Origin of the sequence: Methanococcus vannielii SB (genome assembly GCF_000017165.1) — an archaeon.
Lineage (GTDB): Archaea > AGJL01 > Methanococci > Methanococcales > Methanococcaceae > Methanococcus > Methanococcus vannielii.
In genome coordinates, this window is sequence record NC_009634.1 from 1,102,369 (window position 1) to 1,120,309 (window position 17,941).

At 32.0% G+C, this 17,941-nt stretch carries 18 protein-coding genes; 6 read left to right on the forward strand and 12 right to left on the reverse strand.

Annotated features, from left to right (window positions below; translation table 11 throughout):
- Window positions 1–55: 55 nt before the first annotated feature.
- Window positions 56–265 (reverse strand): TRAM domain-containing protein, encoded by a 210-nt coding sequence (locus MEVAN_RS05570; protein WP_012065904.1) that lies wholly within the window; start codon window positions 263–265, stop codon window positions 56–58.
- 152 nt (window positions 266–417) lie between these two features.
- Between MEVAN_RS05570 and MEVAN_RS05575 the strand changes: the two genes are divergently transcribed.
- The 6 genes from MEVAN_RS05575 (at window position 418) to MEVAN_RS05600 (ending at window position 6,713) form a co-directional block, all read left to right on the forward strand.
- Complete coding sequence (locus tag MEVAN_RS05575; protein WP_012065905.1) at window positions 418–1,146, forward strand: 7-carboxy-7-deazaguanine synthase QueE; 729 nt, start codon at window positions 418–420, stop codon at window positions 1,144–1,146.
- Window positions 1,147–1,360: 214 nt separating this feature from the next.
- A complete protein-coding gene (locus MEVAN_RS05580) occupies window positions 1,361–1,978 on the forward strand; it encodes an orotate phosphoribosyltransferase-like protein (RefSeq protein WP_012065906.1) in 618 nt (205 codons plus the stop codon).
- A gap of 189 nt (window positions 1,979–2,167) precedes the next feature.
- On the forward strand, window positions 2,168–3,259 hold the full coding sequence (locus tag MEVAN_RS05585) for a class II glutamine amidotransferase (protein ID WP_012065907.1): 1,092 nt from the start codon (window positions 2,168–2,170) through the stop codon (window positions 3,257–3,259).
- A gap of 22 nt (window positions 3,260–3,281) precedes the next feature.
- Window positions 3,282–4,814: a glutamate synthase-related protein gene (locus MEVAN_RS05590; RefSeq protein ID WP_012065908.1), complete on the forward strand. Its 1,533-nt coding sequence runs from the start codon at window positions 3,282–3,284 to the stop codon at window positions 4,812–4,814.
- A 21-nt stretch (window positions 4,815–4,835) separates the two neighbouring features.
- Window positions 4,836–5,606, forward strand: a complete 771-nt coding sequence (locus tag MEVAN_RS05595; protein WP_012065909.1) for a GltB/FmdC/FwdC-like GXGXG domain-containing protein — start codon at window positions 4,836–4,838, stop codon at window positions 5,604–5,606.
- 30 nt (window positions 5,607–5,636) lie between these two features.
- Window positions 5,637–6,713, forward strand: coding sequence for a Coenzyme F420 hydrogenase/dehydrogenase, beta subunit C-terminal domain (locus MEVAN_RS05600; RefSeq protein ID WP_012065910.1), 1,077 nt, complete (start codon window positions 5,637–5,639; stop codon window positions 6,711–6,713).
- Here MEVAN_RS05600 and MEVAN_RS05605 read toward each other — a convergent pair.
- From MEVAN_RS05605 to MEVAN_RS05655, 11 genes are all read right to left on the reverse strand, one after another.
- A complete protein-coding gene (locus tag MEVAN_RS05605) occupies window positions 6,710–8,902 on the reverse strand; it encodes a methyl-accepting chemotaxis protein (RefSeq protein WP_012065911.1) in 2,193 nt (730 codons plus the stop codon). The genes MEVAN_RS05600 and MEVAN_RS05605 overlap by 4 nt on opposite strands.
- Before the next feature lie 386 nt (window positions 8,903–9,288).
- Window positions 9,289–10,335, reverse strand: coding sequence for an mRNA surveillance protein pelota (locus MEVAN_RS05610; RefSeq protein WP_012065912.1), 1,047 nt, complete (start codon window positions 10,333–10,335; stop codon window positions 9,289–9,291).
- A gap of 6 nt (window positions 10,336–10,341) precedes the next feature.
- The gene (locus MEVAN_RS05615) at window positions 10,342–10,770 is read right to left on the reverse strand and encodes a Tfx family DNA-binding protein (RefSeq protein ID WP_012065913.1); all 429 of its coding nucleotides are present in this window, start codon (window positions 10,768–10,770) and stop codon (window positions 10,342–10,344) included.
- Between the two features lie 110 nt (window positions 10,771–10,880).
- Window positions 10,881–12,116 (reverse strand): hydroxymethylglutaryl-CoA reductase (NADPH), encoded by a 1,236-nt coding sequence (gene hmgA / locus MEVAN_RS05620; RefSeq protein WP_012065914.1) that lies wholly within the window; start codon window positions 12,114–12,116, stop codon window positions 10,881–10,883.
- Between the two features lie 87 nt (window positions 12,117–12,203).
- A complete protein-coding gene (hemA, locus tag MEVAN_RS05625; RefSeq protein ID WP_012065915.1) occupies window positions 12,204–13,343 on the reverse strand; it encodes a glutamyl-tRNA reductase in 1,140 nt (379 codons plus the stop codon).
- Between the two features lie 4 nt (window positions 13,344–13,347).
- Window positions 13,348–13,953 carry a precorrin-2 dehydrogenase/sirohydrochlorin ferrochelatase family protein gene (locus MEVAN_RS05630; protein ID WP_012065916.1) on the reverse strand — a complete coding sequence of 202 codons (606 nt, stop codon included), beginning with the start codon at window positions 13,951–13,953 and terminating at the stop codon, window positions 13,348–13,350.
- A 19-nt stretch (window positions 13,954–13,972) separates the two neighbouring features.
- Window positions 13,973–15,049: a glycosyltransferase family 4 protein gene (locus tag MEVAN_RS05635; RefSeq protein ID WP_012065917.1), complete on the reverse strand. Its 1,077-nt coding sequence runs from the start codon at window positions 15,047–15,049 to the stop codon at window positions 13,973–13,975.
- Between the two features lie 24 nt (window positions 15,050–15,073).
- On the reverse strand, window positions 15,074–15,649 hold the full coding sequence (locus tag MEVAN_RS05640; RefSeq protein WP_012065918.1) for a DUF655 domain-containing protein: 576 nt from the start codon (window positions 15,647–15,649) through the stop codon (window positions 15,074–15,076).
- Window positions 15,650–15,749: 100 nt separating this feature from the next.
- Entirely contained in the window at window positions 15,750–16,073 is a 324-nt protein-coding gene (locus MEVAN_RS05645; protein ID WP_012065919.1) for an RNA polymerase Rpb4 family protein, read from the reverse strand.
- Window positions 16,074–16,123: 50 nt separating this feature from the next.
- The gene (locus tag MEVAN_RS05650; protein WP_012065920.1) at window positions 16,124–16,417 is read right to left on the reverse strand and encodes a 50S ribosomal protein L21e; all 294 of its coding nucleotides are present in this window, start codon (window positions 16,415–16,417) and stop codon (window positions 16,124–16,126) included.
- A gap of 85 nt (window positions 16,418–16,502) precedes the next feature.
- Window positions 16,503–17,927, reverse strand: a complete 1,425-nt coding sequence (locus MEVAN_RS05655; RefSeq protein WP_012065921.1) for a tRNA pseudouridine(54/55) synthase Pus10 — start codon at window positions 17,925–17,927, stop codon at window positions 16,503–16,505.
- Window positions 17,928–17,941 lie beyond the last annotated feature (14 nt).

Here is a 17,941-nt window from a genome sequence, read left to right on the forward strand (position 1 = left end):
TTAACTGCTGAGGATTTCGATAAAGCCCCAGGTATCAGAGAAGACGATTCATCACTTAAATTTTTTCTGCAAAAGCGAATTTTTCTTTTACAGCGGTAACTTTTACTTTTACTTTTGTTCCTTTTTCTGCATTAGGTACGAATACAACGAAACCGTCTATTCTAGCGATACCGTCTCCACCTTTACCCATGTCCTCAATTAAAATTTCGTATTCTTTTCCTGTTTCTACAGGAACTTTTTTCATTTGGGGTTTACCGAAAGCCATATTTATTCACCTAGTATTATATACATCTATATTTGATGCAATAGTACACTTCTTTTAGTAGTATAAATAAGTATCTGAGAGTATACTGTTCATTTTTTAGGAACTAAACATTAAATGCATTTTAAATTTAAATTGGCTAAACTGGTGATTTTATGATTAGGGAAGTATTCTCGTCAATAATGGGTGAAGGAAAGTTTATTGGTAAAAGATTTATTTTTGTAAGGTTTAAACAGTGCCCTCTTGACTGTATTTACTGCGATGAGCCAAATACTCCTGAAGGAATGGCACGAGTTGAAGAAATACCTGGATCAGGACTTTTTACTGAATATCTTGACATAGATAACGAACTTATCCAAATAATTGAAAATTTAAGGACTCCTGATTTATTTGCAGTATCTTTTACTGGTGGAGAACCGCTTCTTTATTCTCAAAAAATAAAAGAGTATTCTAAAATACTGCATGATAAAGGATATAAAACATTTTTAGAGAGTAATGGAATGTTTCCAGAAAAATTAAGTAGCTATGACTATGCTTCAATTGATATAAAATTACCAGAACACTTTAAAGACTGTGATATGGAATTTTGGCATGAATTATACCGAAAAGAGCTAGAAACAATAGAAAGGCTTTATTATGCAAAATGCAATGTTTACGCAAAAATTGTTGTATTTGAAGAAACTTCAGTTGAACTTCTTGAACAGATTGCAAGAGATTTATCCAAAATTGGAGATATTACTCTTTCAATACAGCCCGTAACGCCTACGGGAGACATCATAAAAACAGTATCGAAAAAAAAGATTTTTGAAATAATGGCAATATGCGGTAGGTACGTGGATGTTATATGTACTCCACAAATTCACAAATGGATGGGAATGCTCTAATAATTCATAATTTTTTAAATTAAATAATCTTTATAATTTTTAAATTTAATTTCTATTTATTCATAAAATAAATTTAATATATTTTAAGATTCATAGCTTTTTAGTATTAATATATCTATATAAATGGATTTGTAAGTATCGGGTATTAAAATATCAATAGCTAAAATATTATAAATGCATATACTTAGTTATTTCAATAATTTTTGGTGGTACTATGAAAAAAGAACTCATATATAAGGCATTAAAATTGAGGGACATGGGTTTTCCAAGTGGAGATATTGCAGAAGAATTAAATATTTCGGTTAAAACTGCTTTATATCTCACATTAAATGGTGAAGATCTATTAAAATCAACTGAAAGTCCAAAAGAAGATTCTGAAAAAGCAGACATCTTTTTAGAGTGGGATAGTGTTAGAGCATCATCAAAAAGATTAAAACATATTGCAAAAATAATGTGCGATATATTGGGCCAAGTAGAATTTGACGGCATCGTTGGAATTTCATCAGGGGGAGTTCCATTAGCAACACTTATTTCTGATGAAATGGATAAGAATTTTTCAATATTCGTTCCAAAAAAACATATCCATACTGAAAAAGAAAAAACAACTGGATTTATAGGCCAGAATTTTTCAAGTATTGTCGGAAAAGATGTTATAATTGTGGATGACGTCATGACCTCTGGAAATGCAGTAAAAGAGGCTATAAAATATTTAAAAAGTATTTCAAATCCAAAAATGGTAGTAGTTGTAATGGATAAAAGTGGTATTGACGAAATCGACGGAGTTCCAGTGCACCACCTGTTTAGAACGGGCATTGTTGACATTAAAAAATAATATTTATATTTTTTCAAAAATTTTCAAATTTAGGAATTTAAATGCCTTTTAAGTTTGAATTTAGTTTTTAAAATTAACATAATATAACACATTTTACCGATATCCAACCCGAAGTTTAAATATTTGGATTCAATAATCTATATAAATGACTTTTCCCATAGTTGGATAACTTAAAGTTGGAGGAATATTATGTGTGGAATTATAGGTTTTATGAGCAGAACCGGACGACTTATTCGAGGAGATAAAATTGCAACAGCCCTGAATTGCTTAAAAGAACGGGGGAATGGTGAAGGCTCAGGATACGTTGGATATGGCATTTATCCTAAGTACCGAGATGAATATGCGGTTCACGTTTTTTTAGATGCAACAAAAGATTACGATAAGATACGTGAAAAGGTTGCAAATTTACTGTTAAAGTATGGTTACATCGTAAAAGATGAAGAAATTCCAACTGAAGACGGAATTATTAAAAAGGAACAGGTTTCTTGGAGATTTTTTTACAGGTTTGACGAAAAATACAAACTTTTTGAAGAAGACGTCATGGTAAATATCGTGATGGAAGTAAACGATAAAATTGATGGCGCATTTGTTTTTTCAAGTGGAAAGAATTTAGGAGTATTCAAAGCTGCTGCATGGCCCTTAGAAGTTTCAGAATATTTTAAAATAGACAAATATGAAGGATTCCAGTGGCTTTCGCATGCAAGATACCCTACAAACACAAGGGGATGGTGGGGCGGAGCACATCCATTTAACCTTCTTGCATGGTCGGTAGTCCATAATGGGGAAATTACAAGTTATGGTGCAAATAAAAGATTTGCTGAAAACTTTGGTTACAAGTGTAAGCTTTTAACAGATACTGAGGTAGTTGCATACCTTTTTGACTTACTGATTAGAAAACATAAAATTCCAGTAGAATATGCAATGAGCGCTCTTTCACCAAGATTTTGGGATGAAATAGACGAAATGCCAAATGAAGAAAAAGAAATTTTTGAGGCCATCCGTATGACTTATGGGGGAGCTACAATGAACGGCCCTTTTGGGATTGTTGTAGGAACCAATGAGGGACTGGCATTTATGAACGGCGAAATTGAAATTGGAAACACAATGATTGGATTAACTGATAGAATAAAACTTAGGCCGTTAATAGCCGCAGAAAAAGATGATTTATTATTTATTTCAAGTGAAGAGTCCGCAATTAGAAAAATATGTCCTGATTTAGATCGGGTGTGGATGCCTGATGCAGGAAGAATGGTCATTGCAAGATTAGAGAAAAAAATTTAGATTTAGATGATTGGGTGAGAAAATGATACCTTCAACAGTTCCGCCAAAATACGTCCCGATTGTAGATTTTGAAAAATGTATGCTTTGTGAACGGTGTACTAAGGAATGTTCATGGGGCGTATATCGAAAACAGGGAAATAAAATAGTAACCTACCAAAATAGGTGTGGTGCATGCTTAAGATGTGTCTCAATGTGTCCAAGAGATGCAATTTCTGTAACGTTAAATGAAACATGCGGTAGGAATCATCCAGTATGGACTCCCGAAATAAAACAAGATATTTTAACTCAGGCAAAAACCGGCTGTATACTCTTAAGTGGAATGGGTAACGCAAAAGAATACCCAATTTACTTTGATAAAATAGTTCTTGACGCATGCCAGGTTACAAATCCTTCAATAGACCCATTAAGGGAACCAATGGAACTTAGAACTTACCTTGGCAAAAAACCTGAAAAGTTAGATTTTGAATATATCGAAGAAGAAATTGACGGAAAAAAAATAAAAAAAGCGAAATTAAAAACAAAAATTGCTCCAAATTTGAAGTTAGATACACCTATAATGATAGGTCATATGTCATATGGTGCCCTTTCACTAAATTCCCATATTGCAATGGCAAAAGCGGTAAAAGAATGTAAAACATTCATGGGTACAGGTGAAGGCGGACTTCATAGGGACCTTTATCCATATTCTGATAGTGTAATAACCCAAGTTGCAAGCGGCAGATTTGGTGTTAACAGTGAGTACTTAAATAAAGGGGCTGCAATTGAAATTAAAATTGGGCAAGGTGGGAAACCAGGAATTGGTGGACATTTACCTGGTGAAAAGGTTTCAGCAGAAGTTTCCATGACTAGAATGATTCCCGAAGGGTCAGATGCAATTTCTCCTGCACCTCATCATGATATATATTCAATTGAAGACCTTGCACAACTTATCCGGAGTTTAAAAGAAGCTACAAGGTGGAAAATACCAGTATTTGTTAAAGTTTCTGCAGTGCATAATATTGCTGCAATTGCAAACGGTATTGCAACGTCAGATGCAGATGCAGTTGTAATTGATGGATTTAAGGGCGGAACAGGTTCTGCTCCAAAGGTATTTAGGGATAATGTTGGAATTCCAATTGAAGTTGCAATATCTGCAGTAGATAACCGTTTAAAAGAACAAGGAAAACGAAATAACTTGAGTATTATTGCAAGTGGCGGAATAAGGACGTCTGCAGATGTATTTAAGGCAATAGCATTAGGTGCAGATGCAGTGTACATTGGAACTGCTGCAATGGTTGCACTTGGATGCACAGTATGTGGAAGATGTTATAGCGGACAGTGTGCATGGGGCATTGCAACCCAAAAACAAGAACTTGTAAACCGTTTAGAGGTAGACGACGGTGCAAGAAGAGTTTCAAATTTAATAAATGCATGGACTCATGAAATAAAGGAACTTCTTGGGGCTGCAGGAATTAATACTATTGAAAGCCTTAGGGGGAATAGGGACAGGCTTAGGGGAGTAGGATTAAGCGAAATAGAATTAAAAACACTTGGAATTGAACAGGCAGGAGTATAATTAACCATTCTGGGTGAAAAAATGAAAGAAATTAAAATTGACGCCAAAGATATGGATTATCGGAAATTAAATGAGAAAATACATGAAATATTAGATAATAATTCAGATTTGGAGATATTAATTCTTAACAATGTTCTTGGACAGAGGTTTATTGGAAACGGAATTTCAAAAAAGAATCTGAAAATTATTGTAAATGGAAGTCCAAGCGGAGACCTTGCAATGTTTATGAATGGCCCGAAGATTATTGTAAATGGAAATGCTGACCACGCTCCTGGAAATACTATGGATGATGGCTTTGTAGTTATTCATGGAAGTAGCGGTGACGTTACAGGCCATTCTATGCGGGGCGGGAAATTATATGTTAAAAATGATGTCGGTTATAGAAGTGGAATTCATATGAAAGAATACCAATCTAAATTCCCAGTATTGGTAATTGGGGGAACTTCAAAGGATTTTCTTGGAGAATACATGGCGGGAGGAATTATAATAAATTTTAATATTTGTAGTAACGATACTGAAAAAATTCCTGGAAGGATGATTGCAACGGGAATTCATGGTGGAAGTATATACATTCGTGGAACGGTTGAAAAATCACAGCTTGGAATTGCAGCAGATATTAAAGAATTTACAAAACAGGATTTGGAAAAAATAACGCCATATATTGAAGAATTTTGTCTAGAGTTTGGATACTCAAATGAAGTAAAAGAAAATCTTATTAATTCAAAATATACCAAAATAGCTCCAATTTCAAAAAGGCCATTTCAAAAACTCTACACACCTGATTTAAGATAAATAATTAGTAATAAAATTTAGGTGGAAACTATGAAATCATATTTAGACTTAAAAGAAGAAGTTTGGGATAAAAACACGTGTTCAGGATGTGGTGCATGTGTTTCAGTATGCCCTACTGAAAATATTTATTTTAAACAGGATAGTCCAGTCCAGTTTGATTGTGATGAATGTGCATGCGTTATTAAACCTGTTGAAAACGGCGAATCACCTTATTCCGCAGAATTTTGTAAAGTTACTCTTTACGATGTTAAATGCGGGGCTTGTTATGAAGTATGCCCTAGAACAAAGGAAAGAAAAATTTTAAGAACAAACAATTCTCCACTAGGGGGAATTTTAGAAAGTGCTATGGCTAAATCTAACTTAGAAGCTAAAAATATTCAAAGTGGGGGCGTTGTAACTGCAATTTTAGCGAATGCATTTGACGAAGGACTAATTGATGGTGCAATTGTCATGAAAGAAGATAAATGGACAATGAAGCCCGAATCATACTTGGCAACGTCAAAAGAAGAAGTTTTAAAGTATGCAGGGAGTAGATATAATTGGAACGTGCCGATACTTCAGGCGCTAAAAGATGCAGTAATGGTAAAAAAATTAAATAAAATTGCAATAGTTGGAACACCCTGTGTTATAAATTCGATATACCAGATGAATTTAACAAGTAATGACCTTGTAATGCCATTTAAAAATGCAATACGGTTAAAAATTGGCCTTTTCTGCTTTGAAACGTTTGAATATGATAAAATCTTGAAAAAATTACAGGAAAATGATGTAAATCCTTTTGATGTACGAAAGATGGAAATCGACAAAGGAAAACTCATTATAACATTAATTAATGGAAAAACTATCAATTTCAAGCTTTCAGAACTTGAAACACTTGTTAGAAATGGATGTAACGTCTGTAGGGATTTTACAGGAATTTCTTCAGATATATCTGTTGGAAACGTTGGAACGCCTGAAGGGTATTCAACAGTATTCATAAGGAATAAATGGGGCAAAGGTTTCTTTGATAGGGCTTTAATTAATGGATATATTTCAGTTGAAGGAGAAATTTCTTTAAATTTGGTAAAAACGCTTTCAGACAAAAAAATGGAAAGAAAAGAATATTAAATGTTAAATCGACTTGATTTTTCAGAAATGTTGTTTGAAACTGAACCTACTTCTTCGGATACGTGTTTCATTTCCTCAATTATTGAAGATAATTCTTCAGTTGATGCAGTTAATTCTTCTGCAGTTGCTGCAAATTCTTCTGAAAGTGCTGCAATATCCTGAGCACTTTTTAATACTTTTTCAGTATTTATTTCAGAAGATTTCGCATTATCTTTAATTCCATTTATCTTTATTACTGCACCACTCACACTTTCATTAATTTTTAAAAGTGCATTGTTTACATCATCAATTGCAACTACTCCTTTATCAACTTCATCTTTACCCTTATTTCCAAGTTTAACGGTTTCATCGATTCGTTTATGAACTCCATTAATTGTCTGATTAATATTTTCAACTGACTTTTTAATTTCTTCTGCTAAAGCCTTAATTTCACTTGCAACAACTGCAAAACCCTTTCCAGCTTCACCTGCCCTTGCTGCTTCAATTGAAGCATTCAGTGCTAAAAGGCCAGTTTGTTCAGCGATATCTTTAATTAGTCCAGTAACTTCATTAATTTTTTTACCATCTTCGCCAAGCATTTGAATTGACCGTCCAAGGTCATCAATTACGTTTGTAATTGTCTGCATTCTTTTTATTGCATTTTCAACCTTTTTAACCCCGTTTTCAGAGTTTTCTGAAATTTCAGATGTTGCTTTCACGGTTTCTTCTGCATTTTTGTATGAATTTTTAGTTCCTTCATATACTTCTTCAATCATATCTGAAATATCTTGAACTTTTGCAGATTGGTCGCTTGCAGCGGTTGCAACTTGATTTGCAGCATCTGCAACCTGACTAGAAGTTTCTTCTGCACCACTTGACTGTTCTTCTAATTTAACAACTTGTTTATTTAATAAAGTAACTTCTTCTCTTAAATCCTTAATTAAAACAGCAACGTTTGAAACTGCTTTATTGATTGCTACTTGTAACTCGTTATTTTTAGAATTTTCATTTGCCCTTGCTGTAAAGTCTCCTTTTGAAACGTTGTTCATTACAGTAGTTACTTCAGATAATAGTTTTGCAAGTTCTGCTTTATCCATATCCATTGTTTTCATTAAATTTTTAACATTTTCAGCCATTGAATTAAAAGAATTTGATAATACTTCTAATTCATCGCCAGTTTTAATATCTGACTTATATTCATAATTTCCCTTACCAAATTCTTCAGTTGCATGTTTTAACTCTTCAACTGGCTTTGTTATTTTTTTACTTGTGATTAAAGATATTAAAACAGCTAATATAGTACCAATTAATGCAACTAAAATCATTCTGTTTCTAGCTTCATTTTTTGCTAAAATTGCATTTGTTTGAGGGGAACCTACAACAATCATACCAACGGGTTTTTTATTTGAATCATAAATTGGATAGTATGCCGTAAGATATTGAACCCCTAAAACATCAGTAGTCCCAAAATAAGGTTGATTCGAATAAACTTGGCTCCAAATACCATTAGAAACTGCCAAACTAACGGTTCTTCTTCCATCTCGAATGATAGTAGTACTTATCCGTTTATCTTCAAAAGTAATTGATGCATCATCACCAGTAAGTCTTTTTACGTCGTCTACTATATTGTAGTTATTGTTAAGGATTTCAACTGCAACAATTGAACCAATATATTTCCCATCACTATAAACCGGTTTTACAATAACTAATGAAAGTGCACCCGCTACTCCTTCAACTTTATAATTTTTATTCATTTTAGATGCAGCATTATCTGAAATTATTTCAAAAGAAGTTTCAACACCTTGACTTCTCATATTAGTTACAATATTTCCAAGTTGAACATCTTTTCCTGCTGTTGACGTAATTATATGTCCATTAGAATCAACTATCCCAATAAAATCTGTATTTGTAGTATCTTTAAAATTTTGAATTCTAAGAAGTAGTTCTTTTTCATCTCGATTTAGTATTCCGTTAATTATTCCAGGAGTAGTTGTCGAATATTCACAAATACTTCCAATTTCTACAGTTCTAACATTAATTAATTGATTTAATGTATTCATACTCGTTTCTACACATGATCTAGCATTATTGTCTAAAATGTTTTCAATAGTGTCATTTGCAACAAAACTCAGTATCAATATTGGTATTAAAACACTAATTACTGAAAAAAACAGTAATTTGTTACTTAGTTTTTTGTTTATTATTTTCATACTAGCACCCAAGTACACTAAATAATGCCCATACAATAATCTTTATTTTATGGGTTTATATCTTTTTCACGTGGGCAAAAGTTTAAAATAAAAGGTGAAACTACTGATAAACACAAATTGTTGTAACTTAATTAATAAAAAGAATTATATATTAAAAAACTTATATTTATAACGCTTATCGTAGTATAGGCAAGAATAATGATGATATAAAACTTAGCAATATTCGAACATAGTATATTGCATAATGTAATTAGGTTGGCACCTAAGAATTTCCCAAAAAACTGCATCTTTATTATGTAGGTGTATTTATTACATGGTAAACCCATGTAATTTATTTTAAAAGAATTTTAAAATTTTAAGTACTATCAACATTCTATAAAATATATTTATTCTACTGGAAACCTCAGTAGTGCTGAAATTCCACCGAGTGCTTTTAATTGCCTTCCTGAATCGTGCTCTGTCGATATTACAACAAATTTCCCGCCACTGTTTTCAACTGAATTTACCATTTCTTCAACAGTACTTCTATTCCTTCTTAAAAATTCATCAGTTATTAAAAGAGTTTCAACTGCAGAATAATTAATAGAATTTTTAACACTGTTTAACCCGTATGAAGCAAGCCTTTTTTTTGAAATTTCCTCAAGCAGTTTTTCAATGATTTGAGATTCCTTACTAAGTCTAGCTTCACCATATATCCGGTCTATAATTCCTGATTTTAATATTTCAGAGAGCCCAAGTCTTCCAGTATGGTTTGTGGATTCAATAACAATTTTTGAAGCTAAATCCTTATGTTTTTCAGATATATAATTTTGAATATTATTTTTAGAAAAACCAGGTCCTGCAAATAGTATTTTTCCATCAAATTCCGATAATGTGGTTATTATTTCGTTGTAATAAAGATATTTAGCTTGTTCGTTTTGTTTAGAGTCGATTCGCTTTGAAACTCCAGATTTAATTGATGCAAGCTCCTTTACTCCAAAATCACGAACTGTAAAAATATCTGCTTCGCTATCATCTAAAATTACAACTACTACCTTTGGACGTTTCCCTGACTCTTCAGCTTCTTTTAATCTTGTAAGATCCCATTTTTTCCAATTTTTCTGGATTGAAATTTGAGTAAATGGTTCAATATCTAACGTATGGTATGAACCAATCGGTATATCTTCTGGAGCATGAATTATTTTTCCACTAACTCTAAGCCGATTTACTTCTTCATGAAAACTAACTTTTTCTACCTTTATTCCTAGAAAAACCCTTCTTTTAGTTCCCCTATCCGCCCTTAATTTGTCACCCTTATCCTCAGTTCTCCTTTCAGTTACTGAATAAACAGCATTATAGGCTTGAACAATATGTGATAAATGCCATAAATCATCCAGATTTTCAGGCATAACTTTTATAATATTTTTTTCAGGTATTTCTTGAATTATCTTCATTTTATCTCAATTTTTAGCCTTTTCTTCCTCAAAATCGTGGACGTAAATTTCCCCATTTTGAAGTATTGTAATAATAAAAGGTTCTACTACCATTCGGTTTTTTATGTACCTTTTTGCATTTTGATTAATAAATTCCATTATCTGAAGGGAGGAATAATTTACATGGATTTCTTCTTCGTCTGATTTTGAAAATATAACGTTAGGTATGTTAAATACATCGGTACCCTTTTCTACTTTAATTTTTGAAGGTGCAATAATATCATTATATATATTTAGGGTATTTTTAGCCTTTTCAATATTTTCACGAGCCCTTTTTTCGACCATGCTAATGTTTGCTCTACTCGTCCCCATCACATGGGCAATTTCTTCCTGAGTATGTCCCTTTTTTCTCAGATTTAAAACCCTTATCTGTATTTCTGTTAAAAATGACTCCATAATTCCACTTTTTTATATTATACCATATATTATTTTTAAATCAGTATATAAATTAAGTAACTTTAACTATAAATATTAAATTAAATCAATGAAAGAGACTTAAAATTAATTTATCTTCCAAGTTCAGAATGTGCCTTTGCAAGATGTCCTGCAGATAATGCACCGATTAACGAAAGTTCGCCTGCTAAAACACTTGCACCAACAATTTCTGCAAACTTTTCTGATTTCCCTGTTCCTGCACATTCTAAGAGTTCTAAACATTCGTTCTGGGGTTCAACCCGGGTTCCACCACCAATTGTTGCAATTGGCAAATCTGGAAGCGTTACTGAAAAATATAATCCTTCTTTGGTACATTCTGCAGTAGTAATCCCCATACTGCCTTCCACAACATGTGCTTCATCTTGGCCGGTTGCCAAAAAAATTGCACCAACAATGTTTGCATACTGTGCGTTAAATCCCAAAGATCCACTTATTGCAGAACCAATCAGATTTTTATACGTATTTACTTGTTCTATTGCTTTTGAAGTCGTTTTTAAATATTTATTCACGTATTCTTCTTTTAAAAATACTTCTGCAATAACACTTTTTCCTCTTCCTTCAATTAAGTTGATTGCAGCTGGTTTTTTGTCGATACACACGTTTCCACTAAGTGCAATAGTATCCACATCTATTCCTTCTTTTTTAAGTTCTGATTCAATAAATAAACATGCTTTTTCTGTTGCAATTGTAACCATGTTCATACCCATTGCATCCCCAGTTTTAAAGGTAAATCTTGGGTATACGTTTCTTCCAACTATTAAAATCGGGCTTATTGAAATGAGTTTACCATGTCTTGTGGTTGATTCTGAAACTTCTTTTATCTTCAAAAAATTTTCTAAAATCCATTCTTTAAGTTTTAATGCATCAACAACCGAATTTGTTTTTATTATTGGAGCCCTAGTCATTTTATCATCTATTACTCTAACAGTAGCGCCGCCACATTTTGTAATAATGCTGCAACCCCTATTTACCGATGCAACAAGTGCCCCTTCAGTTGTTGCAAGTGGGACATTAAATTCACCCTTTGCAAAGGCCCCGTTTACTAAAAGTGGCCCTGCAAACCCCAATGGGATCTGAACTACGCCAATCATGTTTTCAATATTTTTTTGCATTGCAAGTTTTTCATCAATTGTATAATTTTCAATATGATTCGTTTTTACATTTGATACTTTTTCAAGGTATTTTCGCCTTATTAAAACAGCATTCTTTTCTCCAAACATTTTATCAAGTTGATATACCTTTAACTCTTTATTTACTATTTTTTCAACGATTTCATCAATATTAATCTTACAATCTATATTTACCATTTTTCCACCAAAATTTCGCTTAGTAATTATGGAACTTGACTTAAATTATATAATCTAATCATACCGCTTAATTATACGGTATAAAACTTATTTTTTCCACCATATGGAGTTTAAAAGGTCTTCTTTTGAAACACTTAATGAATAAGAAACAAAATCATGAGTTATACGTTTTACAAATGCTTTAGAAAAATTTTCCATTATTTCATCAGGACTTTTATTTTTACATAATCTAACTGCTTTTTCAAGTTCTTTTTTTCTAACGTCCTCAATATATGTATTAAAATCTTTTATTACTTCTTCAACATTAGTTTTTTCAATCTGTTTTAACAGTATACCATATTCTTCTTCAATTATATTTTCAACAATTGGGACTTCTTTAAGCCTTTTTTGTAAATTTTTATCAGAAATATTTCTTAAATCATCAATTGTGTAAAGGGATATATTTTCAAGCTCTCTAACTGAATCATCTACATCACGAGGGTTTGCAATATCTATAATTATTTTGTTACCAACATCTAAAAGGTCGCTTTTTTCAAGTATATAATGCGGAGATGACGTAGCACAGATTATAACATCGCTAAAATTAATAGCTTCCTTTAATTTGTCAAAATGAACAGCCATTCCTTTTAACTCTTTTGCAAGTGTTTCTGCTCTTTCATACGTTCTATTTGCAACAATTACTGCTTTTATATGTTTTTCAATTAGTGCCTTTGCAACAAGGGTTCCAATTTCTCCAGCACCAATTAAAAGAACGTTTCTATTTTTAAGGCCAAGTTTCATTTCTGCAAGCTCAACAGCTGCACTCCCTATTGAAACACCTCCTTCATTAATCTTAGTTTCGGCCCTTACGCGCTGTCCAACATGTATTGCCTTTAAAAAAAGATTTTCAAGGTATTTAGATGTTTTTTTAAGTTCTTTAGATTTATGGTAACTTGATTTTATCTGCCCTAAAATTTGGTTTTCACCAAGAATCATTGAATCCATTCCACAAGCAACATTTAAAAAATGTAATGTTGCCTTTTTTCCCTTAATTACGTCAAAACCCTTGAAATCAGGTATTATTTTTTCAATATCATTTATTTCTTCGTCAAAATATGCTTCTATCCGGTTACAAGTTTGAACAATTATGCAAGCATCGTACTTACCGTAAAATTCATCTTCATTAATTCGCATGCTTTCAAGAACCGGTAATGGATATTTTTTATAATCTGCTTTAATAACCAACATAGATTCACCTATGTTTTTCAATCAGTTCTAAAAATTCCAGCTTAAACTGTTTATTAGAAAATACCTTTTCAAGAATTTTTTTACGTAATTCTTGGTCTTTAATTTCATCTTTTAAAAAATTCCGCAACTTATCTTGTATTTCAATGTTATCTTCTGAGTTTTTTAAGTAGTTTTGAACAACTTTTCTAACTTCTCTTGCAACTATTGGGCTCTTTCCACCAGTATATATTGCAAAAGAAACTCCATTTTCTTCAAAGCATGCAGGAACTACTAAATTTACCTTATCTTCAAATGTTGAGGAATTTATATACTTTTTAAGGTAGGTAGCAATTTCAACTATTCTATTGTTATTTTTTTTATCTACTGCAGTTATTATAATATCAAAATTTTTTATTATTGAATATAGTTCTTCATTACTTAAATTATTTACATTTTCTTCAAAAAATTTTACCTTAGGGTAATTTAAAATATCTTCTTTTTCAATTTTTTCAGAGTAAACCGTCAATTTAGCGTTCGATTTTAGAAATTTTTCAAATCTACGCTTTCCAACATTACCGAAACCAAAAATTAAAACATTAAATCCTTTTAAGTCTAAAAAAACTGGCATCATAATTACACACTTATATCTATTACTTTTCAAGCAGGTTTTTATATACTTCAAAGGTTTTTTTTGAAGAAACGTCCCAAGAAAACTTTTTTGAAAATTCTAACCCTGATTCTCCAAAAGATTTTCTAAGAGGCTTATTTTCAACAAGTATTTTTATTTTAGTTTTAAGGCTATTTACGTCTTTTGGAGGTACTAGATACCCGTTTGAATGGGTAATTAATTCAGGAATTCCTCCAACACTAGTTCCAATTACGGCTTTCTTAGAGGCCATTGCTTCAATTAATGTCATTCCTAACCCTTCTGAAAGTGATGGGAGGACTAAAAAACTACAATTTTTTACGTAATTTGATACATCAATCTGTGATTTATGCCCCAAAACTTCTACATTATCTATATTTTTGGATTTTATGTACTTAAGTATATTATATTTTAAGGGGCCAGAACCTACAATTTTAAAATTGAAATCTACATCTTTAATAGCTTCTAAAAAGTAAAATAATCCTTTTTGTTTAACTAATGATCCAACAAACAGTCCGTAATCTTCATCAATATTTGAAGGATTAAATAAATTTTCATCAAAACCATTATAAATTACTTCAGATTTTAAATATGGCGAATTTAAATCGTTTTTGGATTTGAGCTGATTTTTTAATGATTCACTAACACATATTATTTTTTTAGAGTTTGAAACAGCATAATTAAAAAAGTATTTTCCAAAAGCAGATTTTGACTGGCTTAAAACATCGCTTCCATGGAGTGTTAAAACAGTTGATATATTAAATTTTTTTCCTAAAAGTGACCCTAAAAATCCCTGTGGGGCAGCATAATGGCTATGAATTAAATCTATTTTTTCATTGGTAATTATTTCCCCCCCCACCTTATACCCATTTAGAATGTAACTTGGGCCTCTTAAATATTTAAAATAAGGAACATCATGAACAAAAACGTTATCAAAAGAGTATTTTTTAGAGTTTGAACTGTAATTTAATATGTGGAATTCAAATTCGTCAAGCTTGCTTAAATTTTTAATTAAATTTTCAACGTGTACGGTTATTCCGCCTAAAAAAGGATGATATATTGAAGGGATTAATATTTTCAAGATAACACCAAAAATAAAAATTAATTATTTCCACTTTACAAATAAGTAGTGTTTTTGGTCTTGTTTGATTTCTTCTTCAATTCTTTTTGCAATTGGGTCAATTATATTTTTTCTAACCCTTTCTTCAAAATCCTTAAAATTTTCAAACTTTCTTACTTCCCTTTCCTCGATTACCTTCCACATTGAAGTTTTCCCAATTCCTGGAAGCAACTGTAAAGAATGCATTCTAGGGGTAAGTGGGCCACAATTATTTAAAAATTCTATAAATCTTTCTTCTTGAAACTTAACGGCTTCTTTTATGACATAAAGCAGTTCTGTTTTTGCAGTAGGGGTTAAATTATCATATTTTAACATTTTTGACACAAATTCGACTTTTTCACGCTTACCTTTTCCAATATATAATTTTTCGGCAAGTTCAACGGTTTTACCATCTTTAAGTGTTAATTCCATCATCACAAACTGTTTTTCACCGAATGCAAGTGTGATAGGTTTTTTCTGATGAAGCGGCCTTGTGTCTTCAGGGTAGCCGTATTCTAAGAAGTCTAAAACGTATGCGTAGTCTTCAAACTCTCTTTTATTTCTATCGTGCCCCGCTCTCATAAATACACCTTTTTTCGGTATTAAGTTATAATATCATATATCAATATAGACTTAATTTAATAAAAAATTAATGTTTTAGTAACAAAATAGTAAAAATGCGTTATTTAAACTTGCATATTACGTCTAAGACGTCTTCTGCATTTTCTGGAAGGTCTGACCTATAAAAAACGACTTTTAGCTCTTCCGCATTTTCTGGAAGAATATCTATTATTTTAACTGCCATCTTTTCGGTTAATCCGAGATTCAAAAGCTGAGCTAGCATTGATTCTGCATCTTTTTTATTCAGTTTTGAAAACTTCTGCAAGTAATCTAATGCACACCCGTGTTCATACGATAGTTCATCAAAATTTGCCCGTTCACTCATAATTTCAAGTGCATTGGCAATTGTGGTGTGTTTTTCGGAAATAACTTCCTTTCCAATCATAATCTCCCTCAAAATAGATTATTCTAAAAAAAAGAATATCTTAAAAATAATTAAAGCTTAGACTCTCTTAGGTGTTGCGGTCTTGCAATGATGTCTTTGTATTTTCCACCATCTTTAACTCTAACTAAGAAAGCTCTTCCTCTTTGAGATACGACTGTTCCAGTTTTACCGTGGAATTTAGGGTGAGGCATTCCTTTCTGTACTGAAGGGTCGATTACAACGTGAACGGTATCTCCTTCAGTGTAGCATTTTAATGCCCTAGTTAAAGGGAACAATCCTTTTTGTCTAGGGTGTTTTGAAAGTTTGTATCTTGTTTTACTTCTAAATCCTTCACTTTTTTGCATAATTATTCCTCCTAATGTGTTTCACAAAAATAATTGGCATAGTGTCTATCTTATTTTCCACTACCAATATATAACTATTTCTGTTTTAGATATTTTCTACATCCTCATAATCGTGAACATCCAAAACGTCTAAAAACTTACAGATGCACTTTTTATCGAGTAATTCCGAAACAGAAGGCGAAGTTCTTCCTTCGTCACTACTTATGAGCTCTTTGATGTATAATCCGCCATCGCAGAAGATCTTAAGTTCGAAGTTATAATCATCAAGTATATGTGGCCAAGCTTTATATACCTTACGTACACGTACAAGGTCGGCCCTTCTATGGGCTACCCTATCAGGCGTTCTTTGGTCAATTACTAAATTTTCAAGCTTTTGAACGAGGTTTAAGACTTCTTCTTTGGAAACCTTTTCATCACACTCAACTTTTGCAAGGTATGTTTTTTTATGCGGTTCATTTTTAAAAAAGTGAACATCTTTTTTATTCCCATACTCTAAATCAGTTATTTCAACCATTTTGGAAGAATTTACTTTTTCAGACATTTTTTTTAAATTTACTGTTCTAACTTTTGGTTCTTTTATTTCAATTACAAAGGGCCTTCCATTTCCAAGCATTCTAACATCGATATCTTCCCTTCCAGCGCCGTGAAGTGCTTCAGAACTTCCTTTCATAATTTCCATGAACGGTTCTGCAATAATTTCTTCGACTGAAGTTTGGTACTGTTTTCCAGTGAAGTTACATTTTTCACAGCCTCTTCCTTTACAGGTCCTGCAGTGCCAGTGACTTTGTGGAATTCCCCTGACGAGTTTTTTATACCTGCCCTTAATAAAAATAGGATTTACCTGAAGCGTAACTTTTTGGTTATATGGATTAACCATTATAACAATGTCAGGGTTTTCCTTATCAACTCTTCTTTTAAGAATGGGTGTTACAATTTTTCCAAGTTCCCGACCAAATTCCTGCCTTATACTTTCCATGAATGGTGTTTCAATCTCTTTTTCTAGTTCTTTAAATCGTTTTGGAAGTTTAGTTCCAATCAAAAAGCTTTCAAATTCATAATTCTTTAAGGTCTCAGCGATATTTTCAGAAATTTTTTGTAGGTTTTCAGGTGCAAAAATGTCCTTACACCAAGGACATTTAATTTCTAATTCTTCTAAGGCTTTTTCACCATTAGTTTCCTCAAGGAGTTTATATTCTGCTTCATATTTTTCGATATTATCTATTAAATCAAGTTTTATTTCAAAAAGACCTGATCTATGTATCGAATACATTAATCTCTTTATTTCGTCAATTTCATCAGGGGTTAATTTTAAATCGCTTTCAAATTCCAAATTATCATTATTTAAATTTTCAAGAGCAATCCTAAGCAACTGTTCAAGCTCAATTGCCTTTGAAAGTTTTAATGCACGCCCTCTATCAAAGTTATCAGTTCTTATGAGTTTTCCATAAAGTCTTCCAAAACACCTGTTGCAAAATGGGTATTTTTTTAAAATAGAATAGTCTATATTCATATAATCTCACCTGG